General features: G+C 67.5%; 25 protein-coding genes. 14 read left to right on the plus strand and 11 right to left on the minus strand.

The genetic code is table 11. The features are described 5' to 3' along the window. Positions 1 to 118 precede the first annotated feature (118 nt). The 5 genes from ABIA36_RS07880 to dnaA form a co-directional block, all read right to left on the minus strand. A complete protein-coding gene (locus ABIA36_RS07880; RefSeq protein ID WP_369962095.1) occupies positions 119 to 565 on the minus strand; it encodes a DUF721 domain-containing protein in 447 nt (148 codons plus the stop codon). Positions 566 to 591: 26 nt separating this feature from the next. Beyond that, positions 592 to 1746: a DNA replication/repair protein RecF gene (gene recF / locus ABIA36_RS07885; RefSeq protein WP_369961736.1), complete on the minus strand. Its 1155-nt coding sequence runs from the start codon at positions 1744 to 1746 to the stop codon at positions 592 to 594. Positions 1747 to 1752: 6 nt separating this feature from the next. Beyond that, positions 1753 to 2640: a phosphogluconate dehydrogenase (NAD(+)-dependent, decarboxylating) gene (gene gnd / locus ABIA36_RS07890; RefSeq protein ID WP_369961737.1), complete on the minus strand. Its 888-nt coding sequence runs from the start codon at positions 2638 to 2640 to the stop codon at positions 1753 to 1755. Positions 2641 to 2676: 36 nt separating this feature from the next. Continuing rightward, positions 2677 to 3822 (minus strand): DNA polymerase III subunit beta, encoded by a 1146-nt coding sequence (dnaN, locus tag ABIA36_RS07895; RefSeq protein WP_369961739.1) that lies wholly within the window; start codon positions 3820 to 3822, stop codon positions 2677 to 2679. A 437-nt stretch (positions 3823 to 4259) separates the two neighbouring features. Further along, positions 4260 to 5684, minus strand: coding sequence for a chromosomal replication initiator protein DnaA (dnaA, locus tag ABIA36_RS07900; RefSeq protein WP_369961740.1), 1425 nt, complete (start codon positions 5682 to 5684; stop codon positions 4260 to 4262). 442 nt (positions 5685 to 6126) lie between these two features. Between dnaA and rpmH the strand changes: the two genes are divergently transcribed. The 8 genes from rpmH (at position 6127) to ABIA36_RS07940 (ending at position 11225) form a co-directional block, all read left to right on the plus strand. Beyond that, positions 6127 to 6264, plus strand: coding sequence for a 50S ribosomal protein L34 (gene rpmH / locus ABIA36_RS07905; protein WP_021763546.1), 138 nt, complete (start codon positions 6127 to 6129; stop codon positions 6262 to 6264). A 42-nt stretch (positions 6265 to 6306) separates the two neighbouring features. After that, positions 6307 to 6723: a ribonuclease P protein component gene (rnpA, locus tag ABIA36_RS07910; protein WP_369961741.1), complete on the plus strand. Its 417-nt coding sequence runs from the start codon at positions 6307 to 6309 to the stop codon at positions 6721 to 6723. Further along, positions 6720 to 7031, plus strand: a complete 312-nt coding sequence (gene yidD / locus ABIA36_RS07915; RefSeq protein WP_369961742.1) for a membrane protein insertion efficiency factor YidD — start codon at positions 6720 to 6722, stop codon at positions 7029 to 7031. The genes rnpA and yidD overlap by 4 nt, the downstream gene beginning before the upstream one ends. A gap of 9 nt (positions 7032 to 7040) precedes the next feature. After that, entirely contained in the window at positions 7041 to 8009 is a 969-nt protein-coding gene (gene yidC / locus ABIA36_RS07920) for a membrane protein insertase YidC (protein ID WP_369961743.1), read from the plus strand. 4 nt (positions 8010 to 8013) lie between these two features. Then, a complete protein-coding gene (locus ABIA36_RS07925; protein ID WP_369961744.1) occupies positions 8014 to 8568 on the plus strand; it encodes a protein jag in 555 nt (184 codons plus the stop codon). A gap of 14 nt (positions 8569 to 8582) precedes the next feature. Continuing rightward, positions 8583 to 9212, plus strand: coding sequence for a 16S rRNA (guanine(527)-N(7))-methyltransferase RsmG (rsmG, locus tag ABIA36_RS07930; RefSeq protein WP_369961746.1), 630 nt, complete (start codon positions 8583 to 8585; stop codon positions 9210 to 9212). A 142-nt stretch (positions 9213 to 9354) separates the two neighbouring features. Next, on the plus strand, positions 9355 to 10272 hold the full coding sequence (locus ABIA36_RS07935; RefSeq protein WP_369961747.1) for a ParA family protein: 918 nt from the start codon (positions 9355 to 9357) through the stop codon (positions 10270 to 10272). Continuing rightward, positions 10272 to 11225, plus strand: a complete 954-nt coding sequence (locus tag ABIA36_RS07940) for a ParB/RepB/Spo0J family partition protein (RefSeq protein ID WP_369961748.1) — start codon at positions 10272 to 10274, stop codon at positions 11223 to 11225. Before ABIA36_RS07935 ends, ABIA36_RS07940 begins: the two co-directional genes overlap by 1 nt. Positions 11226 to 11291: 66 nt before the next feature. On the opposite strand, the gene ABIA36_RS07945 is transcribed toward ABIA36_RS07940, so the two are convergent. From ABIA36_RS07945 to ABIA36_RS07970, 6 genes are all read right to left on the minus strand, one after another. Next, positions 11292 to 12254: a D-alanine--D-alanine ligase gene (locus ABIA36_RS07945; protein ID WP_369961749.1), complete on the minus strand. Its 963-nt coding sequence runs from the start codon at positions 12252 to 12254 to the stop codon at positions 11292 to 11294. 65 nt (positions 12255 to 12319) lie between these two features. Continuing rightward, positions 12320 to 13642, minus strand: coding sequence for a PLP-dependent aminotransferase family protein (locus tag ABIA36_RS07950; protein WP_369961751.1), 1323 nt, complete (start codon positions 13640 to 13642; stop codon positions 12320 to 12322). 150 nt (positions 13643 to 13792) lie between these two features. Next, positions 13793 to 14119 carry a thioredoxin gene (trxA, locus tag ABIA36_RS07955; RefSeq protein WP_179604159.1) on the minus strand — a complete coding sequence of 109 codons (327 nt, stop codon included), beginning with the start codon at positions 14117 to 14119 and terminating at the stop codon, positions 13793 to 13795. Positions 14120 to 14134: 15 nt separating this feature from the next. Beyond that, the gene (trxB, locus tag ABIA36_RS07960) at positions 14135 to 15121 is read right to left on the minus strand and encodes a thioredoxin-disulfide reductase (RefSeq protein WP_369961752.1); all 987 of its coding nucleotides are present in this window, start codon (positions 15119 to 15121) and stop codon (positions 14135 to 14137) included. A gap of 82 nt (positions 15122 to 15203) precedes the next feature. Continuing rightward, positions 15204 to 16811, minus strand: coding sequence for a murein biosynthesis integral membrane protein MurJ (murJ, locus tag ABIA36_RS07965; protein ID WP_369961753.1), 1608 nt, complete (start codon positions 16809 to 16811; stop codon positions 15204 to 15206). Further along, positions 16804 to 19053 carry a DUF6049 family protein gene (locus ABIA36_RS07970; RefSeq protein ID WP_369961754.1) on the minus strand — a complete coding sequence of 750 codons (2250 nt, stop codon included), beginning with the start codon at positions 19051 to 19053 and terminating at the stop codon, positions 16804 to 16806. Before ABIA36_RS07970 ends, murJ begins: the two co-directional genes overlap by 8 nt. 132 nt (positions 19054 to 19185) lie before the next feature. Between ABIA36_RS07970 and ABIA36_RS07975 the strand changes: the two genes are divergently transcribed. The 6 genes from ABIA36_RS07975 to dnaB all read left to right on the plus strand — a co-directional run bounded on the left by ABIA36_RS07975 (position 19186) and on the right by dnaB (position 24528). Further along, the gene (locus tag ABIA36_RS07975; RefSeq protein ID WP_369961755.1) at positions 19186 to 20610 is read left to right on the plus strand and encodes a CCA tRNA nucleotidyltransferase; all 1425 of its coding nucleotides are present in this window, start codon (positions 19186 to 19188) and stop codon (positions 20608 to 20610) included. A 284-nt stretch (positions 20611 to 20894) separates the two neighbouring features. Continuing rightward, on the plus strand, positions 20895 to 21287 hold the full coding sequence (gene rpsF / locus ABIA36_RS07980) for a 30S ribosomal protein S6 (RefSeq protein ID WP_369961756.1): 393 nt from the start codon (positions 20895 to 20897) through the stop codon (positions 21285 to 21287). Between the two features lie 4 nt (positions 21288 to 21291). Next, on the plus strand, positions 21292 to 21810 hold the full coding sequence (locus tag ABIA36_RS07985) for a single-stranded DNA-binding protein (protein ID WP_369961757.1): 519 nt from the start codon (positions 21292 to 21294) through the stop codon (positions 21808 to 21810). A gap of 65 nt (positions 21811 to 21875) precedes the next feature. Next, complete coding sequence (gene rpsR / locus ABIA36_RS07990; RefSeq protein ID WP_018189012.1) at positions 21876 to 22139, plus strand: 30S ribosomal protein S18; 264 nt, start codon at positions 21876 to 21878, stop codon at positions 22137 to 22139. Between the two features lie 14 nt (positions 22140 to 22153). Further along, the gene (rplI, locus tag ABIA36_RS07995) at positions 22154 to 22606 is read left to right on the plus strand and encodes a 50S ribosomal protein L9 (protein ID WP_369961758.1); all 453 of its coding nucleotides are present in this window, start codon (positions 22154 to 22156) and stop codon (positions 22604 to 22606) included. 548 nt (positions 22607 to 23154) lie between these two features. Then, positions 23155 to 24528 (plus strand): replicative DNA helicase, encoded by a 1374-nt coding sequence (gene dnaB / locus ABIA36_RS08000; RefSeq protein WP_369961759.1) that lies wholly within the window; start codon positions 23155 to 23157, stop codon positions 24526 to 24528. The last annotated feature ends 515 nt before the right edge of the window (positions 24529 to 25043 follow it).

Genomic DNA, 25043 nt, shown 5'->3' on the forward strand with positions numbered 1-25043 from the left:
ATTTGGCTCCTGACCGCACTCGACAGTGACTCTCCATTCTACCAAGGGCGGGGAGCCGGAACGCCCGAAATCGCGCCTCTGACGCGTTTTCTTTGCTCGGGCGACCTCTTTTGTGCAGTCAGCCGTAAGTATCGCGCGGACCGCGCCCTGGAATCGACCTGGGGCCGCGTTTCCAGGAGGGGGCGTCCGGCCCCTGAAAACGGATCGACTGGATGTCGGCGTCCGGGAACCGCTCGCCGATCCGCACCAGGAGTTCCGAACGCATCATCCGAAGCTGCGTCGCCCAGGCCGTCGACTCGCAGCGGACCACCAGCACGCCGTCCGTGATCTGGTCCGGCACGGCGTGCTTCGCGGTCTCCTCGCCGGCGAGCTGCTCCCAGCCCTCCAGGAGATCGGACTTCGCCAGCGGCGCCGTCCAGCCGAGCTGCTGGGCGAGGGCGTCGACCACGTCGCCGAGGCCGCGCGGGTCGCGTCCGGACCCGAACGGCTTTGACGCAGAAGGGTCGATCTCGTTTCGCTTCGCGCGCCGGCTGCGGGAGGGGGTGCCCGTGAAGAGCTCCTTCATCCGCAGGTAGACGGCCGACGCCTCGCTCACGATTCCACGATAGTCCCGGCCTCGATCCGCACGGTATGGGCGGTGAGGGTCTCGGGGACGTCGTCGTAGACCGCGGCCGTGATGAGCACCTGCTCGTAACCGGCTACGGCGGTTGCAAGCATCCGTCTGCGGGCCTGATCCAGCTCCGCGAACACGTCGTCCAGGATGAGCACGGGGTCGCCGGTGGTGGACTCGCGGCGCAGCAGCTCGGCGGAGGCCAGCTTGAGAGCGAGGGCGAACGACCATGACTCGCCATGGCTGGCGTAGCCCTTGGCCGGCAGCCCGTTGAGCTCGAAGAGCACGTCGTCGCGGTGCGGCCCGACCAGGGTGAGCCCGCGCTCCAGCTCCTTCGGGCGGACGGCCGCCAGAGCGCCGCGGAACACCTCGGCCGTGTCACCTGCTGAGCTGGTTACGGCGGTGTCGTCCTCGTCGTCCTCGTCGTCGACGTGGGCGCCGCGGATGGTGAGCTGCGGGAGGAGCCGGGGATGGTGGTCGTCGCCGGCCACCGACCGGTACGCCGCGACGAGCGGATCGCTCAGCCGCGCGACCAGGTCGAGCCGCGCGTCCAGCAGCTCGCTGCCGAGCGCGACCAGCCGTTCGTCCCAGATGTCGAGCGTGCCGAGCTGGTCGCCCTTCACGCGGGAGGCGCGTGCGGACTTCAACAGGGTGTTGCGCTGCTTGAGCACGCGCTCGTAGTCGGCGATGACCGCCGAGAACCGCGGATTCCGCTGGATCAGGAGCTGATCGAGGAACCGCCGGCGGATCCCCGGCTCGCCGCGGACCAGTGCGAGGTCCTCCGGGGCGAACAGCACGCTGGAGAAGTACCGCGGCAGCTCCCGCGGCTTGATCGCGCCGCGGTTCACCTGCGCCCGGTTCGGCGAGGAACGGTTGAGCTGCACCTCCACCAGGAGCTCGCGGCCGTCGTGCTCGATGCGCGCCCGGACGATCGCCGAGTCGGCGTCCTTGCGGATCATCGCCTGATCGCTCGACACCCGATGCGACCCGAGGGTGCTCAGGTAGCCGAGCGATTCGACGAGGTTGGTCTTGCCCTGACCGTTGCGGCCGACGAACAGATTGGCGCCGGCCGCGAACGGGACGTCCGCTGTGCGATAGTTGCGGAAATCAGTCAGGGAAAGATGTGTAACTCTCAATGAGGGTTAGTCCACGGCCTTCACGGCGTGGCCGCCGAACTGGTTGCGGAGGGCGGCGACCGCCTTCATCGCGGGCGAGTCCTTCTGGCGGGAGACGAAGCGCGCGAAGATCGAGGCGCTGATCGTGGGGACGGGGACGGCGTTGTTGAGCGCCTCCTCGACGGTCCAGCGGCCTTCGCCCGAGTCCTGCACGAAACCCTCGATGTGCTCGAACTCCGGGTCCTGCTCCAGGGCGCGCACCAGGAGGTCGAGCAGCCAGGAGCGCACGACCGTGCCGCGCTGCCACGCCTTGAACGTGCCGGTGACGTCCTTGATGATGTCCTTGCGGGTGTCCAGGAGCTCGTAGCCCTCGGCGTACGCCTGCATCAGCGCGTACTCGATGCCGTTGTGCACCATCTTCGCGTAGTGGCCCGCGCCGACCTCGCCGACGTGGACGAATCCCTCGTCGCGCGGACCGTCCGGACGCAGAGCGTCGAAGACCGGCATGACCCGCTCGACCTGCTCCTTGGAGCCGCCGACCATCAAGCCGTAGCCGTTCTCCAGGCCCCAGATGCCTCCGGAGACGCCGGCGTCCATGAAGTCGACGCCCTTCGGGGCGAGCTGCTCGGCGTGCTTGAAGTCCTCGGTGAACTTCGAGTTGCCGCCGTCGATGACGAGGTCGCCCTTCTCGAGCAGCGGTTCCAGGTCGGAGATCACCGAGTCGGTGACCTCGCCGGCCGGCACCATCACCCAGACGGTGCGCGGAGCGGGGAGCGCGGCGACGAGGTCGGCGAGCGTTGCCACATCCGACACCGCGGGATTGGTGTCGTAGCCGGTGACCTCGATGCCCTTCTTCTCCAGGCGAGCGCGCATGTTGTTGCCCATGCGTCCGAGACCGATGAGGCCGATGTGCATGATTGTCCTTCTTCTCTCGTGGAGCGGGACCGGGTCCTAGCGAAGCAGCAGGTTGGGCTGCAGCAGGTACTTGTAGGAGTCCGAACCGGACTGATCCTTGGAGGTCTGACTCGTGATGAGCACCGGACCCGGCTTGTTGGGGTTCTCGGTCTTGGTGAAGGAGATGCGCACGAATTCCGAGTGCACGGCACCGAGACCATCGAGCAGGAACTGCGGCTTCAATGAAACCACCGTCTCCTGGCCAGTGAGGAGAGCGTCGATGCTCTCGGATGCTTGCGCCTGCTCCGAACCGATCGCTTCCAGCGTCAGTCCGTCGGCGGTGAAGGTGTAGCGGAGCGCGGCTTCGCGCTCCAGGACGAGGGAGACGCGGCGCGTCGCCTCGATGAGCTCGGCGGTGTTCATCACCGCGTAGTTGTCGACCTGCTCGGGGAAGAGCCGGCGGACCGGCGGGAAGTTGCCCTTGATCAGCAGCGACGTCACGGTCTTCTTGTCGGCCGTGAACGCGATGAGCTCGCGGTCGTCGCGGTTGGTGATCGAGATGGACACCGTGCCGGAGTGGCCGAAGGTCTTGCCGATCTCGGTCAGGGTGCGCGCGGGCACGAGTGCGGTGTGGGCCTCGCCGGAGGTGGTGCCGTTGTCCCAGTCGATCTCGCGGACGGCGACGCGGTAGCGGTCGGTCGCGACCAGGCCGAGCGTGTTGTTCCCGACCTCGAGCTGCACTCCCGTGATCACCGGAGTGACGTCGTCGCGCGACGCGGCGACACCCACCTGGGCGACGGCCTCGGCGAATTCCTCGGCCGGCACGAGTCCGGCCTCCCCGCCGACCTGCGGAATGCTCGGGTATTCCTCGACCGGCATGGACAGCAGCGTGAAGTTCGCCGATCCCGCCCGGACGACGATCTTCGACTCCTCGGTGGAGAACTGCACGGGTGCGTTCGGGAGCTTGGCGGCGATCTCTGCCAGGAGCCGCCCGGAGACGAGCACGCGACCCGGCTCCTCGACCTCGGCGGCGATCTCCGTCTGGGCGGAGACCTCGTAGTCGAACGACGAGAGCTGCAGGCCGGTGTCGGTGGTCTCGATCAGGACGCCGCTCAGGATGGGGAGGGTGGTCCGCTGCGGAAGAAGCTTCACGGCGAAGGAGACGGCCTCACTGAAGACATCCCGATTGGCTTGGAACTTCACGAAGTCTCCCCTGGTCGGCGCTCGGATACGAACGACACCGATCCTAGCGCTTGGCCTTCGGCCGAGAAGTTGTCATTCGGGCCAGCGCTTGAGGTTGTCGGCCGGCCTTAACTGAGAAGGATTAATCATTAATGGTGTTAACCGCTGTGGAAACTGTGGATAACTCGGTGGATACCTTGCAATCAGCGGGAACTACACCCTCGTGACTTGTTGATGACCGGTGGAATCCCACTGTTGACAAGGATGTCGAGCGCGAGCCCGATCGACGGCTTTTCACAGCCCTGAGCCGTTCGTCCCCATTAAACGGCCGACTTTCCGGAACTTCTCCACAAGTTATCCCCAGGTGTTAATAACGAACTCTCCCCACTCTGGGGATCAATCTGTGGATAACTTTCTCGAGCGCCGCGGCGTGGCGTGCGCTCGAGCCCGACCGCCGGCTACTTGCCGTAGCGGTGGTTCTGCTTGATCCGGCTGGTGAGCTCCGTCACCTGGTTGTAGATCGAGCGCCGCTCCTTCATGAGCTCGCTGATCTTCTTGTTGGCGTACATCACGGTCGTGTGGTCGCGGCCGCCGAAGAGCTGCCCGATCTTCGGCAGCGACAGGTTCGTCAGCTCGCGGCAGAGGTACATCGCGATCTGGCGCGCGGTGGCGACGGCCTGCGAACGGCTCGACCCGTAGAGGTCGTCCACGCTGAGCTTGAAGTACTCCGCGGTGTTGGTGATGATGTCCGTCGGCGCGATGACGTTGTCGTCGTCGAGCGTGATCAGGTCCTTCAGCACCGTCTGCACGAGCGGCATGTCGACCGGAGTCCGGTTGAGGCTCGCGAAGGCGGTGACACGGATGAGCGTCCCCTCCAGCTCGCGGATGTTGCTCGACACCTTCGAAGCCATGAACTCGAGGATGTCGTCCGGGACGAGGATCTTCTCGCTCTGCGCCTTCTTGCGGAGGATCGCGATGCGGGTCTCGAGGTCCGGGACCTGGACGTCGGTGATCAGGCCCCACTCGAACCGCGACCGCATCCGGTCCTCGAAGCCCGTCAGGTGCTTCGGCGGCAGGTCGCTGGTGATGACCACCTGCTTGTTGTGGTCGTGGAGGGTGTTGAAGGTGTGGAAGAACGCCTCCTGCGTCTCGACCGCTCGCTGCAGGAACTGGATGTCGTCGATCAGCAGGATGTCGATGTTGCGATAGCGCGCCTGGAACGAGGAGCCGCGGTTGTTCGCGATCGAGTTGATGAAGTCGTTCGTGAACTCCTCGCTCGACACGTACCGGACGCGGATGCCCGGGTAGAGGCTCATCGCGTAATGGCCGATGGCATGCAGGAGGTGGGTCTTGCCGAGGCCCGAGTCGCCGTAGATGAAGAGCGGGTTGTACGCCTTCGCCGGCGCCTCCGCCACGGCGACCGCGGCCGCGTGCGCGAATCGGTTGGACTGGCCGATGACGAAGTTGTCGAAGCTGTACTTGGAGTTGAGGCGGGTGTCGCCGTTGCGCGGGGGCGCCGTGATCTCGGTCGGCGGCGCCACCATCGGGGCGACGGCGTCCAGATAGGGGGCGGGCTCCGGCTCGGCGGGGCCGGCCATCGACTCCTGCTGGATCTCGGGGTTCACCACGATCGCGAAGGTGTTGACCTCCAGCGCCTGGTCGAGGTTGCCGATCGCATTGAGGAGCGGGACCCGGCTGCGCTGCTCGATCATCCCGCGCGTGAACTCGTTGGGCACCTCGAGGTAGAAGGTGCCGGCCATGATGCCCTTGGGCTCGACCAGGCTGAGGAAGCCGTGCAACTGCGGGGTGATGCGGTCGTCCGTCTCGAGGTTGTCCAGCACGCTCTGCCATGCCACAGAAATGGACTCTTCGCCGCCTGCCATCGTTCCCCGTCTTCGAAATTGTGGATGCCGTCGGCCCGGCGTGAGACGAGTCGTCCCCCGTGTGACTCACGTCGGGCTGGCGGCACGATGCCGCCATGGGGTATTCACAGAGTTATCCACCGCTGTGTGTGCAATACCGTAGCGATCTCCGGCCGTTTTTGGGATGGCCTGGGGATAACTTAGGAGTTCACGCTAACTTGTCCACAGGTGTGGATCAAATTCGGTTCCAGGAATACTCCGGCGCGTCGCTCGCCCGCTTCTTGCTAATCCCGTGCATAATCAAGGGTTTCGGGACGATCGGTTTGACCTCGGTCGGCCTCAGGACGTAGTTTTAACAAGTTGACTTCAGCCGTTTCGGCTGCCCTGAAACTTTCCTGGCCTCCCCGTGCTGGCCGAATTCCACTCAGCACCGGCCTGTGAAGAGACCACCACGGAGATTGATATGAGCAAGAGAACCTTCCAGCCGAACAACCGCAAGCGCGCCAAGACCCACGGCTTCCGCCTCCGCATGCGCACCCGTGCCGGTCGCGCCATCCTGTCGGCGCGTCGCTCCAAGGGCCGCGAGAAGCTCTCGGCCTGACCCCTTCCGGGTCAGAGTCCCTTCCGGCGTAGGGCGCGACGCGTGCTGGCGAAGAACCATCGCATCACGCGGGGCGCGGAGTACCGGGCGATCGTGCGACGAGGTGCTCGCTTCAACGGAGCGAACACCGTCGCGTACGTCCGGCTCAACCGCGACTCCGATGTGGTGCGATTCGGTTTCATCGTGAGCAAAGCGGTCGGGAACGCGGTCGTCCGCAACCGCGTGCGACGCCGTCTCAAGGCCGCGGCGTACGACCTCCTCCCCCACCTGTCCCCGGCAGCCACCGATGGCGCCGGCATCGACGTGGTGATCCGGGCATTGCCAGCCTCCGCCCAAGTGACGTGGGCTAATCTGCACGGTGAGGTCTCGCGGGCCACCGACCGTTTCCTCAGCCGTCACACCACCAGTCCCCACGACAACCGTCCGAGGGACACCAGCGAAGGCAACGTCCGTCCATGAACACCGCGATCGCCGCCGTGCTCCTCGTGCCGAGGAACGCTGCCGTGTTGGTGCTCCGGGCCTATCGAGCGGTGATCTCCCCGTTCTACGGCGACGTGTGCCGGTACTACCCCTCGTGCTCCGCCTATGCGCTGCAGGCGATTCAGGAGCATGGGGTGATCGTCGGAAGCGCGCTCGGCATTCGCCGGATCGCCCGCTGCCACCCGTGGGCAGCCGGAGGGGTCGATGACGTCCCCCTCAAGAAGAAGCGCCGCTACCGGGTCACTCCGTTCGGATTCGTCGTCGCCACCAGCCAGGGAAAGGCCTAGCACCCAGACATGGACATCATCGGTACCATCCTCTGGCCCATCAAATGGGTCGTGGAACTCATTCTCGTCGCCTGGCACTGGGTCTTCAGCGCCATCGGAATGGACCCGGCGGCGGGTATCACCTGGGTGCTGTCCATCGTCGGTCTGACCGTCGTCGTGCGCGCGGCCCTCATCCCGATCTTCGTCCGGCAGATCAAGAACCAGCGCCGGATGCTGGAGATCGCCCCGCAGCTCAAGAAGATCCAGGACAAGTACAAGGGCAAGAAGGACCAGTTCTCCCGCGAGGCGATGTCGCGCGAGACCATGGAGCTCTACAAGAAGACGGGCACGAACCCGCTGAGCTCCTGCCTCCCGCTGCTGCTGCAGATGCCGGTGTTCTTCGCCCTGTTCCAGGTGCTCAACGGCGCCCAGAGCGGCAAGGCAGGCGTCGGCCCGCTGAACGCGACCCTGGCCGAGCAGTTCGGCAGCGCCACGCTGTTCGGTGTCGCCCCGCTGCACCAGAGCTTTCAGGGCGCGCTGAACGCCCACCCGCAGCAGGTCGCCGTCATGGTGATCGCCGCGACGATGGTCGTGCTGATGACCGGCTCGCAGTTCCTCACCCAGCTCCAGATCGTCTCCAAGAACATGTCGCCGGAGACCAAGGCGAGCCCGCAGTTCAAGCAGCAGCGCATCCTGCTGTACCTGCTCCCCTTCGTCTTCCTGTTCTCGGGCTTCGCCTTCCCGCTCGGCGTCATGTTCTACTGGCTGACCTCGAACCTGTGGACGATGGGCCAGCAGTTCCTGGTGATCCGCAACATGCCGACACCGGGTTCCGACGCGGCGATCGCCCGCGAGGCTCGCCTGGCCCGCAAGGGCAAGCTCGTTCAGGACGGCGCGGTCGTCCTGCAGGTCAACGAAGCGCCGCAGAAGCCCGTGACCACCCAGCGTACGCAGCCGGTGAACAAGAACCGCGCGAAGAAGCAGGCCGGAAAGAAGTAGGGATATGACCGACGTGCAGACCGAGTACACGCCTTCCGACGAGGAAGCCGTCCACTCCCCCATCGCCAGTGACATCGACGGCGACGCCGAGTCGGCGCCGGCCGCGGACCTCGACCGCGAAGGCGACATCGCAGCGGACTACATCGAAGAGCTGCTCGATATCGCCGACATCGATGGTGACATCGACATCGACACCCGGAATGGTCGCGCGTACATCTCGGTGAATGCGGATGAGGGCACCAACCTGCGCCTGCTGTCGAAGCCGGACACGGTCACGGCGCTGCAGGAGCTGACCCGGCTCGCTGTTCAGAACCAGACCGGCGAATTCTCGCGTTTGATCCTCGACATCGCCGGCTCGCGCGACGCGCGCCAGGCGGAGCTCGCCACCCTGGTGGACCGGGCGATCGCGCGGCTCGAAGAGGGCGCGACCGAGGCCTCCCTCCCGGCGATGTCGTCGTACGAGCGCAAGCTCGTCCACGACATCGTGTCCGAGCGCGGCTATGTGTCGAACTCGCGTGGCGAGGGTCGTGACCGTCACACGGTCATCACCCCTGCGTAGTTTCACGTGAAACGGTGACTGATTCCGTCGAGACCGAACCCGCGGTCGCTGCACAGCTCTTCGGCGAGCAGTTGGATATCGCGCGCGCATTCACCGCTCACCTCGTTGCGCAGGGTGAAGAGCGCGGCCTCATCGGTCCGCTCGAACTCCCCCGCATCTGGTCGCGGCACATCCTGAACTGCGCGATCGTCGCGCCACTGCTCAGGCCGGGCCGGGTCGGAGATGTCGGGAGCGGGGCGGGGCTGCCTGGTCTGGTACTCGCCATCGCACGCCCGGATGTCGACTTCGTCCTTATCGAACCGATGGAGCGCCGTGTTGCGTGGCTCACCGAGCAGGTGGACGAGCTCGGACTCGCGAATGTCTCCGTTGTGCGGGATCGGGCCGAAGATGTGCGACTGGCGGAACCGTTGGACCAGGTCACCGCGCGAGCGGTGAGCGCCTTCCGAAAGCTGATCCCCCTGACCGCTCCCCTGCTCCGTGACGGCGGCGAACTGGTGCTGATGAAGGGCGCCGGTGCTGCCGCGGAGGTCGAGGCGTCGGCGAAGGAGCTGCGTAAGTTCCGCGTCCACGACGTCGAGGTCCTCACACTGGGCGAAGGCGTGCTGGACGACGTGACGCGCGTCATTCGGGCACGGGTGCGCTGAGGATAACCGGGTTCTCCACAGCCTCCGCGGTGCTGCGAGGTGTGGTCGGACTTGCAAGCTAGAGTTGACGAGTGGTTCGCACCGCGTTCCAGATTCTCCCCCGCGGCGAGGCCGTACACCGAACCAAGCGACGAGGTTTCACGTGAAACAACCCGACCAGGATGCTCCCGTAGAGGTGGGTGAAGCCACCTTCGACGCAACGACACCACTCGCCCGGGAGATTCAGGATCTGGCCAGGAGGAGACAAGCTATCGCTTCAACGACGCTGCCGCTGCCGTCACAAACGCGGATCTTCACGATCTCCAACCAGAAGGGCGGCGTCGGTAAGACCACCACTGTGGTCAACCTTGCGGCAGCTCTGGCCAAATCCGGGGCGCGCGTGCTGGCAATCGACCTCGATCCGCAGGGGAATGCCTCCACGGCATTGAGTGTGGAGCATCGCGAAGGTACTCCGAGCGTTTACGACGTGGTCGTGAACGACAAGGAGATCGAGGACGTCATCCAGAAGAGTCCCGAGTTCGACGGGTTGTTCGTGGTTCCCGCCACCATCGACCTCGCCGGCGCGGAGATCGAGCTCGTCTCCATGGTCGCGCGCGAGCAGCGGCTCTCCCGCGCGCTCGGTCGCTTCCTCGATGAGTACGACATCGACTACGTCCTCATCGATTGCCCGCCGTCGCTCGGACTGCTCACCATCAACGCGTTCGTCGCGGCGACCGAGGTGCTCATCCCGATCCAGTGCGAGTACTACGCGCTCGAGGGCCTGAGCCAGCTTCTGAAGAACATCCAGCTCATCGAGCGTCACCTCAACCCGAAACTGCGGGTGTCGACGATTCTGCTGACCATGTACGACTCCCGGACGAACCTCGCCCACCAGGTGGCCGACGATGTCCGGGAACACTTCCCCGACGAGGTGCTCGACACGATCATTCCGCGTTCCGTGCGGATTTCGGAGGCACCGAGCTATGGGCAGAGCGTCATCAGCTATGACGCGAACTCGTCCGGGTCGCTCTCGTACCTCGAGGCGGCCGCTGAAATCGCACGAAGAGGAGTACCCCGCTAATGGCAGCGAAGCGCACTGGTTTGGGACGCGGTATCGGCGCACTCATCCCCACGAGCGATCAGTCGTCGCGACCGGTGGATGTCTTCTTCCCCGCGAGGACCGCGGTGGCGACGGAGGAGCTCGTGGCGGTGCCCGGCGCCCGGCTCGCGAACCTCTCCCCCGCTGACATCGTCCCCAACGCTGTCCAGCCGCGCCTCGAATTCGACCGCGAGGCGCTCGACGAGCTCGTGGCGAGCATCCGCGAGGTCGGCGTGCTCCAGCCGGTGGTCGTTCGGCCGCTCGCGGGTCAGCCTGACAAGTACGAACTCATCATGGGTGAGCGCCGACTGCGCGCGACCAAGGAACTCGGACTCGACAGCATCCCGGCCGTCATCAAGGACACCGCCGATGAGGACATGCTGCGGGATGCCCTCCTCGAGAACCTGCACCGGTCGCAGCTGAACCCGCTCGAGGAGGCGTCCGCATACCAGCAGCTCCTCGCGGACTTCGGGATCACGCAGGAGCAGCTCGCGACGCGGATCGGACGCTCTCGTCCGCAGATCACCAACACGATCCGCCTGCTGAAGCTCCCGGCTCCGGTGCAGTCGCGGGTGGCGGCCGGCGTCCTCAGCGCGGGCCACGCGCGCGCGATCCTGTCGGTCGGAGACGATGAGGAAGCGATGGTGCGGCTGGCGGACAAGATCGTCAACGAGGATCTTTCCGTCCGTGCGGCGGAGGCCGCGGCGAGCAGATCGCCCAAGCCGGTTCGGACCAAGGCCTCCCCCGGAAAGCACCGCGGCCACCTCGATGAGGTCGCCGAGCGTCTGGGCGACCGGCTCAACACCCGTGTGAAGATTTCGTTGGGTGCACGAAAAGGCCAGATCGTGGTCGATTTCGCTACGATCCAGGACCTGAACCGGATTCTGGACGAGATCGGCCAGCCGACCTACACGTCGTCGGTCCGTTTCACGTGAAACCCCACCTTAACTGAAACGGGGGGAGGCTGATTCGGCCTCCCCCCGTTTCACGTGAAACCGCTATCACTCCCCCGCGTCCGCGATTGCCGCCGCCGCAAGCGTCGCGTAGACATCGCCGAGATCCCGACCGGATGCCGCGATCGCCTGGGGCATGATGGACGTCTCCGTGAGACCCGGCAGGACATTCGCCTCCAGGAACCACGGGACGCCCGCCGCGTCGACGATCAGGTCGACGCGGGACAGGTGACGAAGCCCGAGCGCGGTGTGCGCGGCAGTCGCCGCGGCCGAGACCGCCTCCGTGGTCGCCGCGTCCAGTCGTGCCGGCACGTAGAACCGGGTCTCCCCCGCGTTGTAGCGTGCGTCGAACGTGTAGATGCCCTCGACCGGCTCGATCTCCACCGGCGGAAGCGCGATCGGGCCGTCTCCGGTGTCGAGCACGGCCACGGAGACCTCCACCCCGGCGACTTTGCGCTCGATCAGCGCGACGTCCGCGTACGTGTACGCGTCGACCATCGCCCGTGGGAGTTCCTCCGCGGCCGTGACGATGGTGACACCCTGTGCCGAGCCGCCGTGCGCCGGCTTCACCACGAGCGGGACTTCGAAAGCGTTGAGCACGGTGGCGAGGACGCTGTTGGCGCCGAGCTCGCGGAAGGTCTCCTTCGGGAGGGTGATCGACTCGGGGGTGGCGACGCCCGCGCGTGCGACGACCGTTTTAGCGGTCGGCTTCGACCAGGCGAGGCGTGCGGCGTCGGTGGTCGAGCCGACGAACGGGACGCCGGCGAGTTCGAGCAGCGCGCGGAGTGCGCCGTCCTCCCCGCTCGATCCGTGCAGGGCGGGCCAGACGACGTCCGGGCGCGTCTCGCTCAGGTAGCCGAGCAGCGCGCCGTCCGGCTCGCGCACGGTGACGTGGTGTCCGAACGACTGGAGGCCGTCGGCGACGCGTCGTCCGCTGCGCAGTGAGACGTCACGCTCATGCGAGATGCCGCCGGCGAGAACGACGATGTCGAGTGCTTCTTTTTCGGCCATGATCTGCTCTTTCTTCGGCATTGGATCGTCTGGCGGGGCGTACTGGATGGCGCGGGGCGCGCCGGTCAGCGCAGATCCGTCGGCGGATTCGGGCTGGTGCGGCTGGCGCGCGACGCGGTGAGTGGTCCGGTGCCGGCGAAGGTGTCCAGGAGGTCCTGCTCGCCGTTGATGACGTTGGCGAGCCGGCGGACACCGACCTTGATGCTCTCCGGTGTGGGATAGCAGAACGACAGCCGGATGTTCTGCGCGCCCGAGCCGTCGCCGTAGAACGCGGTGCCCGGGGTGTACGCGACGAGTTCGGTGACGGCGCGCGGCAGCATGGCTTTGGAATCCAGGTGCGAGGGCAGCGTGAGCCACACATAGAACCCGCCGTTCGGGTTCGTCCACGACAATTCCGGGAGGTACTCCTCGAGTGCCGAGATCATGGCCTCCTTGCGCTCCCGGTACACGCCGCGGAAGGTGTCGATCTGGCCGCGCCAGTCCGCATCGCGCAGATACTCCGAGATGACGAGCTGGCTGAACGAGCTCGGACTCAGGACGGCCGCCTCGTTGGCGAGGATGAGCTTCTCCCGGATGGCGTGGGGGGCGAGCGCCCAGCCCACCCGGAACCCGGGCGCCAGCGTCTTCGAGAAGGTGCCGAGGTACACGACGCCCTCGCGCTCGACCGAGCGCATCGCCGCAGGAGGCTTCTCACCGAAGTAGAGCAGCCCGTACGGGTTGTCCTCCAGCACCAGGATGTCGTTCTGGCGGGCGATCTCGAGGATCTCGAGCCGCCGCTCCCACGACAGGGTCACACCGGCCGGATTGTGGAAGGTGGGCACCGTGTAGAGGAACTTCACCCGCCGGCCCGCTGCTTTCAGGCGGGCGATGTGCTCGCGCAGCGCCTCCGGGATGAGGCCATGCTCGTCCATCGGGACATGGTCGACCTCCGCCTGGTACGAGCGAAAAATCACCATGGCGGTCACGTAGCTGGGGCCTTCGGCGAGCACGACGTCGCCCGGGTCGATGAACAGCTTGCTGAACAGCTCGAGCGCGTGCTGCGAGCCCGTCGTCACGATGACGTCGTCGGCGCTGCCGCTGATCCCCTCGAGCGCCATGACCTCCAGGATCTGCTCGCGCAGCGCGGGGACCCCCTGGCCGGAGCCGTACTGGAGGGCGACGGCACCCTGCTCGCGCATCACCCGGTCCATCGCCCCGACAACCAGATCTTCGGGGAGCGCCGCGACGTACGGCATGCCGCCGGCCAGCGAGACCACCTCGGGGCGGCTGGCGACGGCGAACAGGGCTCGGACCTCACTGGCGGCCAGGCCGCTGGTGCGCTGCGCGTAGTGGTGATACCACGGGTCCAGATTGTTGCCCTGCTGGCGAGGGCTGCCCTGTTCTGTCACGAATCGTCCGTTTCTCGTGTCGTTCATTCATGCTAGGGGCGGCACGTATCCCTCTGGAAATCGAGCCGACTCCCGGAGACGCGAAAGACCCGCCCGGCGGATGAGCGCCGGACGGGTCTGACAGTGCGTGGAAGCTGCCTGGCTGTCGCGCTACGCGAGGTAGGCGGCCAGGTCGGCCTCGAGGGCGGGCTTCGGCTTGGCGCCGATGACGGTCTTGACGACCTCGCCACCCTGGTAGACCTTCATCGCGGGGATGGAAGTGATCTGGTACTTCGCCGCGGTCTGCGGGTTCTCGTCAACGTTGAGCTTGACGATCTCGATCTTGTCCGCGTGCTCTGCGGCGATCTGGTCGAGGATCGGGCCGACGGCGCGACAGGGGCCGCACCACTCGGCCCAGAAGTCGACGAGGACGGTCTTGCCGCTGCTGAGGACGTCCTGCTCGAAGGTGGCGTCCGTGACGGAACGTGCTGCTGACATAGTTGCTGATTCTCCTTATGCGGTGGTGGTGAGTTCGAGATCGCCGGACGCGCCCTCCGCCGCGCGCTCCAGCAGGTCCTTGGGGAGGGTCGTGAGGTAGTGCTCGGCGTCGAGCGCGGCGACCGTCCCCGACGCGGCGGCGGTGACCGCCTGGCGGTAGGTGGGGTCGATCACGTCGCCCGCGGCGAACACGCCCGCGACCTTCGTCTTGGAGCTCCGGCCGGCGACCGCGATGGTCCCCTCCGGAGTGAGGTCGAGCTGGCCGTGGACCAGGTGCACGCGCGGGTCGTTGCCGATCGCGATGAACAGACCCTGCAGCTCCAGCTCGCTCTGCTCGCCGGTCTCCAGGTTGCGCAGCGTCACCGCGCGCACCTGCTCGTCGCCGCTGATGCCGACGACCTCCGAGTTCCAGATGAACTCGATCTTCTCGTTGGCGAAGGCGCGCTCCTGCATGATCTTGGAGGCGCGCAGCGACTCGCGGCGGTGGATGACGTACACCTTGTCGGCGAAGCGGGTCAGGAAGGTGGCCTCCTCCATCGCGGAGTCGCCGCCGCCGACGACGGCGATCGTGCGCTCGCGGAAGAAGAAGCCGTCGCAGGTGGCGCACCAGGAGACGCCGTGACCGGACAGGCGCTCCTCGTCCTCCAGTCCGAGCTTGCGGTACGCGGAGCCCGTGGCGAAGATGACCGCGAGCGCCTCGTGGACGGCGCCCGAGCCGAGCGTGACCGTCTTGACGTCACCGGAGAGGTCGACCGACACGACGTCGTCGAGGACGATGTCGGTGCCGAACTTCTCGGCCTGCGCCTGCATCTTGAACATGAGGTCGGGGCCCATGACACCGTCGGGGAAGCCGGGGAAGTTCTCGACCTCCGTGGTGTTCATCAGCTCGCCGCCGGCCTCGACAGAGGAGGCGATCAGCAGCGGCTTGAGGTTGGCGCGAGCGGCGTAGATGGCCGCCGTGTAACCGGCAGGGCCGGAACCGATGATGATGATCTGCCGCACGGAGGAACTCCTTGATGGTCTGCGATGCTCCGTCCGGAGACATCGCCCTGTAGAACACATCCTAGGCGGATGCTATTCCGTGTCACCTGCGAGCGGAGGATCGGGCCGCGGCGCGCTCCAGAACGGGTGCGAGACCGGCCTCCAGGTCGCTCGAACGCAGGATTGCGAGGAAGCCCAGGTAGACGACGAGCATGACGACGCCGACGACAGCGGTGGACACGATGGCTGCGATGGGGTGGCTCACCGGGAACGCCCCTGGCTCGACCCCGCCGAGGATGACGAGGAAGCCTGCGCCGGCGATGATCGCGGCGACGCCGGCGACGAGGAATCGCCAGAGCGCCCCGAAGATCCGGGTGCCGTCCACTCCCCCCGTCCGCCGGCGCAGCAGCCAGAACGCGAGCACGGCCTGCACGAGGCTCGCCAGCGACACGACGAGCGCGACGGACGCCGCACGCATCGACGGCGGCACGGTGAAGCAGATGAGCACGCCGACCACGATCACCAGGACCTGCGCGAGAGTGAAGAAGAACGGGGTCCGGGTGTCGCCGAGCGAGTAGAACGCGCGCTGGGCCATGAACACCAGCGAGAACGGCACCAGACCGATCAGGTAGGCGATGAGCACGAGCCCCATCGCCTGGTAGTCGCCGGTGAACACCCGCGCGATCGGGTACGCGGTGACGATGAGCGCGGCCGAGGCGAACACGATGAAGAGCATGATCGAGCGTGCGGCCGACGAGAAGTCTTGCCGGAACGAGTCCACCGCGCCCTGGTGGGCGTGCTCGGCCATCCGCGTGTAGAAGGCGGTGACGATCGAGACCGCGATGATGCCGTGCGGCAGCATGAAGATGAGCCACGCGTTCTGCATGACGAACGGACCGGCGAAGTCGGGCCCAGCGGAGTTCGAGACGTTGATCTCGATCAGGCCGGCGAGCTGGGTGGCGATGAGCATCGCGAACGTCCAGCCGGCCGCTTTGCCCGCCGTCCCGAGGTTGACCCCGCGCCAGCCGAAGTCGAAGCGGAACCGCAGCCCGACCCGGCGCCAGAAGACGAACAGGACGAGCGCCTGCACCGCGATCCCGAGGGTGGCGCCCCCGGCCAGCAGGGTGATCATCCAGAACGACCACTCGTGCCCGTGGCCGCCGTGCGCGGCCGTGCCGAAGGCGAGGATGAACGCCACGAGCAGGACGATGGCGACGATGTTGTTGACGACCGGCGCCCAGGTGAACGGACCGAACGACTTCCGGGCGTTCAGCACCTCCCCGAGCAGCGTGTAGAGCCCGAGGAAGAAGATCTGCGGCAGTGACCAGTACGCGAACGCCGTCGCCAGCTCGCGCTGCTCGGGTGGGACGCCGAAGAGCGCGATCAGCACGGGAGCCAGGAAGGTCGCGACCAGCGCGATGGACGCGAAGACGACCATCCCGAGCGTGACGAGCTTGTTGATGTACGCCCGACCGCCATCGGGATTGACCGACGCCCGCACGATCTGGGGGACGAGCACCGCGTTCAGGATGCCCTGGGCGATGATCGCGTACAGGCTGTTCGGGATGGTGGTCGCCGTGCCGTAGGCGTTCGCGGCGAACGACACCGCGCCGATCGCCTGCACCAGGAGCCACGCCTTGGCGAAGCCGAGCAGGCGCGAGACGAGGGTGCCGGAGGCGAGCATCGCGCTCGCGCGGCCGACGCTAGCCATCGGTGCCTCCCGGGGCGGGGCGGATGTCAGCATCGTGGGTTGCGGGGACGTCGGTGGCACCGTGGTCGGTGGCATCGTCGTCCTCCCCGTCCTTCCGGCGCTGACTCCGTCGGCGCAGGATGTTGCGCACGATCCCGAACCCGAACAGCAGGACCAGCAGGCCGCCGAAGATCAGGGCCCCGATGCCCTCCCAGTCGGCGTGGACGTCCACCGTGACCGAGCTGGGGTCGCCGATCGGCACGCCGGTCGGGCTGTACAGCTGCAGCGACAGGATGACCTGGCCGTTGCCGACCTTGGCCTTCACCGGCACGAGCATCGTCGCCCGGGAGTCCTGCGGGATGGTCTTCGTGGTGGGGGCGTCGATCTCCAGCCGGCTGTTCGACGGCTGCGCGCTGAGCACGACCGTGACCGCCTCGGTGCTCAGCTCGTTGCTGACCGTGAACGGGATCGACCCCTGCGCGCTCACCAGGTTGACGTTCTCGGTGGGCAGGATGTGGACCGCGTGGAGGGTTTTGATCGTCGCCTGCCTGCTCCCGCTGACCGCGGCCGTCCAGTCCGTGCGGGGGTTCTGCCACGAGACCGCGAGGAGGGTGAGGAGCTGCGCCCTGGTCTGCCCGGTGAGCGTCGTCGGGTCGCTGAGGATGGTCGCGAACGCGTCGATCGACTTCTCGTCCTGCAGCAGCAGGTGGATGTTGTCGATCCGGGTCTGCGACACCGACGAGTCGGTGAGTGCCAACTCCGACGACGCCGCCGACGAGAGCAGAGCGGGGAACGTCGACGGTCCCGCGAACGGACTGGTGAACAGGGCGTCCAGGGTGCGCTGGAGCTGCGTCCCGCTGGACGGCCAGGAGCGGTCGAGGGCGAGGAGCAGGTGGCGCGGCGTCGTGCCCTCGGCGCTGATGAGCTGGAGCTGCGCGTTCAGCTTCGACATCGCCGCGTTCCAGGCCACGTCGCTCGGCGCCGAAACGGCCTGGCGGAGCGCCTCGGAGAGCTGCTGGTCGGAGACCGCCAGCGTGGACGAGCCGCTGTGCGCGGGCGTGTTCGGGGTGGAGTCGAGCTTGGCGGCATTGGTGTTGCCGCCGGAGACGATGACGGTCCCCAGTCCGGCGGCGGCGAGGGGGGCGAGGTCGGCCGAACGGAGGGTGTCGTCTCCGGGCCACGCGATGCCGCGGAGGGTGTAGTTCCAGGCCAGGAGCCGGTCGAGGGTGGGGAGCGCGGGCCCCGTGCCGGGCGTCGGCGTCGGGCTCGGCGTCGCCGCGGGTGCGGGCGTGGAGGTCTGCGGCTCCCCGATCGTCGTCGGGGTCGGCGAGAAGTTCCTGGGGTCGAGCGCGTATCCCAGAGCAGTCGGCTGCAGCGGCGCGGGCAGGCCGGCCTGGATCTGGCCGGCGACGTCCGCGTCGCCGTAACCGAGTGAGAAGGTGTCGTTCGGCAGGGTGCTCAGTCGCTCGAGCCACGCCGTGGCGCTGGCGGGCGCGGCGTTCCCGAGCACGCGGATGGACGCGAGGATCATCGGATCGATGCCGATCGCGACGGTGGCGTGGTTCTGGAGCCCGTCGAGGTCGCGGGTCAGCACGCCGTTCGGCGCCGTGTATGTGGTCAGGTCCTGCGCGGAGATGAGGCCGTCGCCGGTCGATGGGCTCACGATCGGCATCACGACGCCGACGGCGGAGCGGGTCGCGGCGGCCGCGGGGCTCCAGACGACCGAGCCGCGGGCGCTCGCCACCGCCGGGCCGATGTCGACCGAGGCGCCGAGCCCGTAGACGGCCGAGGTGGTCCTGGCGGCGAACGGGATGGCCGCCGCGGGCACGCTCACGCGCACCACGACGCTGGAGCCCGGCTCGAGGTTGGGGAGGGTCGCCTTGCCGAGGTCGACGCGGTCCGCGACCGCGTTCGTGGAGGTGAGCCAGGAGGCGAGTTCCGCGCGCGACGTGCGCGGCTGCGGGTCGAGCCACAGCCCGACCGAGCCGGCCGTGTAGGCGGCGTCGGTGGGGTTGGTCACCGCGATGGAGGCGACCAGCTCCTGTCCGGGCGCCAGCACACCGCCGTTGTCAGCGGTGAGGGACGCGGAGATCGAGGCGTCCGCAGCGGTGCGGACGGACGCCGTCGCGACGTGCGAGGAGCCGGAGGCGGCGGTCGCCGGGCTCGTCGCGGGACCGGCCAGCAGGGCGACGACGGCGACGCCCACGCCGATCAGGGCGGCAGGCAGTCGGGCACCCCGGAGGGTGAAGCCGGGTACGCTCATGCGCCGACGCACGATCCCGGTTCCGCCTCCATGTCGACGATTCTAGAGGCCGGCCCCTGTGAGAGCCCGGCGAGCACGCGGCCCCGCGCCGAGGTGAGCGGCGCGTCCGGCCTCCCATTAAACTGAGGCACCATGCAGTCCGTCGCCGAATCCCTCGACCGTCTCGGCGCCCTGGCGAAGACCCCGACGGTCGATCGGCTCGCCCAGGCGTTCGCCGCGGCCGGCTTCGAGCTGTCGCTCGTGGGCGGCCCGGTTCGCGACGCCCTCCTGGGCCGCGAGGTGCACGACCTGGACTTCACGACCGACGCGCGTCCGGACGACATCCTCGGCGTCGTCCGGCCGATCGCCGACGCCGTGTGGGACATCGGCCGCGCGTTCGGCACGATCGGGGCGCGCTTCGGCGACGACACGGTCGAGATCACGACCTACCGCAGCGACAGCTACGACGGTGAGACGCGCAAGCCGGAGGTGCAGTTCGGGGACACCCTCGAGGGCGACCTCCTGCGCCGCGACTTCACCATCAACGCCCTCGCCCTCCGTGTTCCGGAGGTGCGGCTCGTGGACCCCTCCGGCGGCGTGGAGGACCTCCTGGACCGGCGCATCACCACGCCGTCGAGCCCCGAGGTGTCTTTCGGCGACGACCCGCTGCGGATGATGCGCGCCGCGCGGTTCGCCGCGCAGCTCGGGTTCACGGTCGACGACGAGACGCGCGGCGCGATGGCCGGCATGGCCGAGCGGATCGGCATCGTCAGCGCCGAGCGCGTGCGCGACGAGCTCACCAAGCTGCTGTCGGCCGACGACCCGCGCCCCGGCGTCGAGCTCCTCGTGGACTCCGGACTCGCCGACCAGGTGCTTCCGGAGGTGCCGGCGCTGCGGCTGGAGGTCGACGAGCACCACCACCACAAGGACGTCTACCAGCACAGCCTGACCGTGCTCGACCAGGCGATCGGCTACGAGAAGGCGCGGCACCCCGGGGAGGCGCCCGACCTGGTGCTGCGGATCGCGGCCCTCCTGCACGACATCGGCAAGCCGGCGACGCGCCGGTTCGAGCCGGGCGGCGCGGTCAGCTTCTATCACCACGACATCGTCGGGGCGAAGCTCGCGAAGAAGCGGCTGACCGCCCTGCGCTTCGACAAGGCCACGATCGACTCGGTCGCCCGCCTGATCGAGCTCCACCTCCGCTTTTTCGGGTACTCGGACGCGCACTGGACCGACTCGGCCGTCCGCCGCTACGTGCGCGACGCCGGCGGCGAGCTGGAGCGCCTGCACATGCTGACCCGGGCGGACGTGACGACGCGCAACCGGCGCAAGGCCGACCGGCTCGGTTTCGCGTACGACGATCTCGAGCAGCGCATCGCCGAGCTGCAGGCGCAGGAGGAGCTGGACGCCGTCCGGCCCGACCTCGACGGCGAGCAGGTGATGCGCCTGCTGGGGCTGAAGCCGGGACGCGAGGTCGGTCAGGCGCTCTCCTATCTGTTGGAGCTGCGGCTCGACGAAGGACCGCTCGGCGAGGACGAGGCGACACGGCGGCTGCTCGCGTGGTGGGAGGCGCGGTAGGCGGTCCTCCACGGCACCGGTCCCCCACAGCGTTGGTCCTCGGTCGAGTTGTCCACAGATCTGCGCGAGCCCGCCCGCGGTGCGCCGCTCGCCGGGAGGCTGGACGCATGAGCATCGCAGAGACCGTCGTAGACACCATCGCCCAGCGCCCCGGTTGGCGCGGGACCAGCACATCCGCTAATCTTGATAAGTTGCGCGGGCAGAGTCCTGCCTACGCAACGGATGTACAACCCTCCTGCTGCAGAACGTCTGCAGCCGCTGAGACCAGAGGAGGTGGGTTAGTCATGCATCAGTACGAGTTGATGGTGATCCTCGATCCCGAGATCGATGAGCGCACCGTAGCTCCCAGCCTCGACAAGTTCCTCAACGTCGTTCGTAACGACGGCGGATCTGTCGACAACATCGACATCTGGGGTCGTCGCCGCCTGGCGTACGAGATCAACAAGAAGTCCGAGGGCATCTACGCCGTCGTGCAGCTCACCGCGACCGGTGACACCACCAAGGAGCTCGACCGCCAGCTCAAGCTGAGCGAGGCCGTCATGCGCACCAAGGTGCTGCGTGCCGAAGAGGCCATCGCCCAGGTCGCTGCCGCTCAGAAGCGCGCCGACGAGAAGGCCGCCCGCAAGGCGTCCACCTCCGACAAGGCCGCTGCTTCCTCCGAGAAGGCCGGCGCCTAGTCCCATGGCCGGCGAGACCGTCATCACCGTGGTGGGCAACCTCACGGCCGACCCCGAGCTGCGTTACACGCAGAACGGGCTGGCTGTCGCCAACTTCACCATCGCGTCCACTCCCCGCACGTTCGACCGTCAGGCGAACGAGTGGAAGGACGGTGAGGCTCTCTTCCTGCGCGCGAGCGTCTGGCGTGAGTTCGCCGAGCACGTCGCAGGCTCGCTGACCAAGGGGTCCCGCGTCATCGCTCAGGGGCGGCTCAAGCAGCGCTCCTACGAGACGAAGGAGGGCGAGAAGCGCACCTCCATGGAGCTCGAGGTCGACGAGATCGGGCCGTCGCTGCGGTACGCCACCGCTCAGGTGACCCGTGCCCAGTCGTCTCGCGGTCCCGGCGGTGTCGGCGGCGGTGGCTTCGGCGGCGGTGCTCCCGCTGTCGAGGAGCCGTGGGCTGCCTCCGCCCCTGCGGACCCGTCCGCAGGCGCCGACGTCTGGAACACTCCGGGCTCCTACAACGACGAGACCCCGTTCTAACGGGTCCCAACAACTGAGTTTGTCTGGCAGGCACCTGCCTGCCAGGCGGGAAAGCAAAGGAAATCATGGCTGGAAAGTCGAGCGGCGACCGCCGCAAGCCGATCCGCAAGGGCAAGGACGGGAAGAACGCCGCACCGGCGAAGTCCGTCCGCGTCGGCGTCATTGACTACAAGGACGTCGCGACTCTGCGGAAGTTCATCTCCGAGCGTGGAAAGATCCGCGCCCGTCGTATCACTGGTGTCTCCGTGCAGGAGCAGCGCCTGATCGCCCGCGCCGTCAAGAACGCGCGCGAGATGGCTCTCCTCCCCTACGCCGGCTCTGGCCGTTAAGGAGGAGAGACAGAATGTCGAAGGTTATTCTCACGCACGAGGTCACCGGCCTCGGTTCCGCCGGTGACGTCGTCGACGTCAAGAACGGCTACGCACGCAACTACCTCGTCCCCCAGGGCTTCGCCATCGTGTGGAGCCGTGGTGGCGAGAAGCAGGTCGAGCAGATCAAGGCGGCTCGCGCCGCTCGCGAGCTGCACACGATCGAGGCTGCTCAGGACCTCAAGGCGAAGCTGGAGGCGACCCGCGTCAAGCTGGTCGCCAAGGCCGGCCGCGAGGGCCGCCTGTTCGGTTCCGTGAAGACGGGCGACGTCGCCGACGCGGTCAAGGCCGCGGGCATCGGGGAGCTCGACAAGCGCAAGATCGAGCTCCCCAACGCCATCAAGGCCGTCGGGGACCACGAGGCCACCGTCCGCCTGCACGACGACCTCTCGGCCGTCATCTCCCTGCAGGTGGTCGCCGCCAAGTAGCGACGAAATCTCACAGTGTAGCGGCGGGCGAGAGCCCGCCGCTACACGTCGTTAAGGAAGTTTTCCCCGGCTCCATCCACAGCGCGCGCGCCCGGGCGGAGCGCGTCGACCACAGGGTGGACAGAACTTTTTACACACAGCCTGGGGAAACGGAATTTGCTGGTCAGAGCGGTGTTTCATCCCGAAACTTTTTAGTTTTCCACAGCGATTCCCACACCTTGTGCACAGACCCGTCGGCGTTTCGCCCAGATTTTCCCCAGGGTTATCCACAGGTGGAGTTGTGGCCGCGGCGAGCGGTTCGTAGGGTGGAGCGACGTCGACGGACGACCGCCGAGGATCGGCTCGCAGGAGGCTGCGGGACGTTGTCGGTGGCCGTCCGTAGTCTGCGAGCGGACGCGCCTCGGCGCGGCCTCCCCGGCACCATGGCGACGCTGCCCGGGGCGGCCGCACTCGGCGTGCCCGCGCGCCGTCCGGTCTTGGGCGGCGCAGGCTGAAGGGGGGCGCACCGACTGGTGCGCGTCCGACAACAGGAGAAGTGAGGAGAGCACGTGTCGATCGCCCATATCGGTCTCGCCGACAGCCGCGAACCGGGCGAGGCCCGTTCTCCGGAGCGCACCCCTCCTCACGACCTGCTCGCCGAGCAGAGCGCCCTCGGCGGCATGCTGCTCAGCAAGGACGCCGTCGCGGATGTGGTCGAGGTCGTGCGCGGCACCGACTTCTACATCCCCAAGCACGAGATCATCTACGACGCGATCCTCTCGCTGTACTCTCACGGCGAGCCGACCGACGTCATCACCGTCACCGACGAGCTGACCAAGCTGGGCGAGCTCTCCCGCGCCGGCGGCGCCGAGTACCTCCACACGCTCACGAGCCTCGTCCCCACGGCCGCGAACGCCGGCTACTACGCCAACATCGTCACCGAGAAGGCGCTGCTGCGCCGCCTGGTGGAGGCCGGCACCCGCATCACGCAGATGGGCTACAAGGCCGAGGGTGAGGTCCTCGACCTCGTCAACAACGCCCAGGCCGAGATCTACTCCGTCACCGGCCACCAGGAGGTCGAGGACTACGTCCCGCTCACCGAGGCCGTCACCGTGGCGATCGACGAGATCGAGGCGGCCAAGCACAAGGACGGCTCGATGACCGGCGTGCCGACCGGCTTCGCCGAGCTCGACGAGCTGACCAACGGCCTCCACCCCGGCCAGATGGTGATCGTCGCCGCGCGCCCCGCGCTCGGAAAGTCCACGCTGGCCCTCGACTTCGCGCGCGCCGCCGCCATCAAGCACGACATGCCCACGATCTTCTTCTCGCTCGAGATGGGGCGCAGCGAGATCGCGATGCGCCTCCTCTCCGCCGAGGCCACCGTCCCGCTGCAGCACATGCGCAAGGGCACCGTCGACAACCGCGACTGGACGACCATCGCCTCCACGCGCGGCCGCATCAACGACGCCCCGCTCTACATCGACGACAGCCCGAACATGACCCTGGTCGAGATCCGCGCCAAGTGCCGCCGCCTCAAGCAGCGAGTCGGCCTCAAAATGGTCATCATCGACTACCTCCAGCTCATGACGAGCGGCAAGCGCGTCGAGAGCCGCCAGCAGGAGGTCAGCGAGTTCTCGCGCGCACTGAAGCTGCTCGCCAAGGAGCTGCAGGTCCCCGTGATCGCCCTCTCCCAGCTGAACCGTGGCCCGGAGCAGCGCGCCGACAAGCTCCCGGCCCTCAGTGACCTCCGCGAGTCGGGCTCGATCGAGCAGGACGCCGACGTCGTCATCCTCCTCCACCGCGAGTCCGCCTACGAGAAGGACAACCCCCGCGCCGGCGAGGCCGACCTGATCGTGGCGAAGCACCGCAACGGCCCGACCCGCACGGTGACGGTCGCCTTCCAGGGCATGTACTCCCGCTTCACGGACATGGCGCCGATCTGATCGGACCTGTTAACCGCCGACAAGGACTGACTTTCCGCCACGCAGGTTGTGCGTTTTGGCGATCGGGACGATCTATTCGGCGGCCAGCGGCCGGTGCCGATGTTGCCGACCTGGGGTGCTGCCGTTTTGGGTCATGCCGCGTACGGAAGCTGCGTAAGTCATCGCCCGCAGCCACGGGAGCTGAGCGGGACAGCTGACAGCTGGGTGCTGCGCGAGTCGTGCGACGCGCAGCGGGGCGTTCGTAGGTCGTTCCACAGGGTTCGTAGGTCGTTCCACAGGGGGTCTCATGAAGCGGGGGCGTCATGAGACCCCCGGGGAGGGACCGCCTACCCGAAAGGCGGAACCCTCTCTGCGCCACCACGTCGGACCCGAATCCGACAGAGGGCAGCCTCAAATTCTTTGGGGGTGCTAGGAGCGCTTAGTGGCTCAGAGAAGGCGTTGCAGGTCCCATCGGAGAGCACCTCGCGCGATGCACGTAGTGCCACCCCGTATGCGGCTTGGGCGACTCCCGAGCC

This window comes from Leifsonia sp. EB34 (assembly GCF_041260585.1).
Lineage (GTDB): Bacteria > Actinomycetota > Actinomycetes > Actinomycetales > Microbacteriaceae > Leifsonia.

Coding starts and splice junctions, on each gene's coding strand:
- gnd (WP_369961737.1), bottom strand. CDS start 2,640: ATGCACATCGGCCTCATCGGTCTCGGACGCATGGGCAACAACATGCGC.
- yidC (WP_369961743.1), top strand. CDS start 7,041: ATGGACATCATCGGTACCATCCTCTGGCCCATCAAATGGGTCGTGGAA.
- ABIA36_RS07945 (WP_369961749.1), bottom strand. CDS start 12,254: ATGGCCGAAAAAGAAGCACTCGACATCGTCGTTCTCGCCGGCGGCATC.
- ABIA36_RS07925 (WP_369961744.1), top strand. CDS start 8,014: ATGACCGACGTGCAGACCGAGTACACGCCTTCCGACGAGGAAGCCGTC.
- ABIA36_RS07975 (WP_369961755.1), top strand. CDS start 19,186: ATGCAGTCCGTCGCCGAATCCCTCGACCGTCTCGGCGCCCTGGCGAAG.
- ABIA36_RS07940 (WP_369961748.1), top strand. CDS start 10,272: ATGGCAGCGAAGCGCACTGGTTTGGGACGCGGTATCGGCGCACTCATC.
- rpmH (WP_021763546.1), top strand. CDS start 6,127: ATGAGCAAGAGAACCTTCCAGCCGAACAACCGCAAGCGCGCCAAGACC.
- ABIA36_RS07880 (WP_369962095.1), bottom strand. CDS start 565: ATGAAGGAGCTCTTCACGGGCACCCCCTCCCGCAGCCGGCGCGCGAAG.
- rpsF (WP_369961756.1), top strand. CDS start 20,895: ATGCATCAGTACGAGTTGATGGTGATCCTCGATCCCGAGATCGATGAG.
- dnaA (WP_369961740.1), bottom strand. CDS start 5,684: ATGGCAGGCGGCGAAGAGTCCATTTCTGTGGCATGGCAGAGCGTGCTG.
- yidD (WP_369961742.1), top strand. CDS start 6,720: ATGAACACCGCGATCGCCGCCGTGCTCCTCGTGCCGAGGAACGCTGCC.
- trxA (WP_179604159.1), bottom strand. CDS start 14,119: ATGTCAGCAGCACGTTCCGTCACGGACGCCACCTTCGAGCAGGACGTC.
- ABIA36_RS07970 (WP_369961754.1), bottom strand. CDS start 19,053: ATGAGCGTACCCGGCTTCACCCTCCGGGGTGCCCGACTGCCTGCCGCC.
- ABIA36_RS07985 (WP_369961757.1), top strand. CDS start 21,292: ATGGCCGGCGAGACCGTCATCACCGTGGTGGGCAACCTCACGGCCGAC.
- rplI (WP_369961758.1), top strand. CDS start 22,154: ATGTCGAAGGTTATTCTCACGCACGAGGTCACCGGCCTCGGTTCCGCC.
- rpsR (WP_018189012.1), top strand. CDS start 21,876: ATGGCTGGAAAGTCGAGCGGCGACCGCCGCAAGCCGATCCGCAAGGGC.
- murJ (WP_369961753.1), bottom strand. CDS start 16,811: ATGGCTAGCGTCGGCCGCGCGAGCGCGATGCTCGCCTCCGGCACCCTC.